Below are 751 nucleotides of genomic sequence, written 5' to 3' on the forward strand. Positions count from 1 at the left end.
ATCGCCGGCGCCGAGCAGTACTACGCCCACCTGTTCGGGATCCAGGTTAAAGGCTAAACCGAACAAGCCGTCCGGGAATTCAACCAATTCCAGGGCCTGTACGCCGGGCAAACCGTCCACCATCGCCACGCCATGGCCTACATGGATGACGGTGCCGGTTTCGGCCAGGGCCGGGCCGGGCCGGCGTTGTTCCAGCAAACGGGCCAGGGTAGCGGCGGTGCTGTCCAAGGCGTCATTCAGCATGGCTGGCGGTTCGGTTTAACAGGGTATCCAATTCGGCCTGCAGGTCTTCGACATAACGTTCTATGCCCCATTCCAGGGTATAGGCCGAGGTGGTCAGCATCAGGCCCAACCGGCTGTCCGGCAAGGCTTCGAAGCGGACAGCGATCTGGCCCGGCAGCATGCCGTTCAAGGCAGCGGCAAAGCGGACGCGGGAGGCCTCATCGAGTGCGCTGCTGCTGGCCAAGACGATATTTTCGCCCGCGGACGCCGATAGCGCATGCTTTTCTCGAGCGGACAAGGCGTTCAACCGGTGCAGGAAATTATCGAATAGCGCCCGTTCCAATTCCAGGCCGGTCAAGTCCTGCACGGCTTTACGCGCGGTGGCGGTGACCAGCCGGGCCAGTTCGTTGCGGAGCCGGTTTTGGCATTCGGATTTTTCCCGCTCCAGGTCGTACCGCCATTGCTGGGCCAGGGTTTCGAATTCGGCGCGGGCCTGCTGGGCCAAGTTTGCGCGTTCGTTGGCCGCCTC

General features: G+C 62.6%; 1 protein-coding gene and 1 pseudogene. Both read right to left on the reverse strand.

The window, feature by feature from the left end:
- A pseudogene (locus tag NP596_RS21715) lies at positions 1-243 on the reverse strand (F0F1 ATP synthase subunit alpha); the annotation flags it as partial.
- The coding region (locus NP596_RS21720; protein ID WP_256617454.1) for a hypothetical protein at positions 233-751 on the reverse strand (519 nt) is incomplete at its 5' end. The gene NP596_RS21720 and the pseudogene NP596_RS21715, both read right to left, overlap by 11 nt.

This window comes from Methylomonas rivi (assembly GCF_024505165.1).
Lineage (GTDB): Bacteria > Pseudomonadota > Gammaproteobacteria > Methylococcales > Methylomonadaceae > Methylomonas > Methylomonas rivi.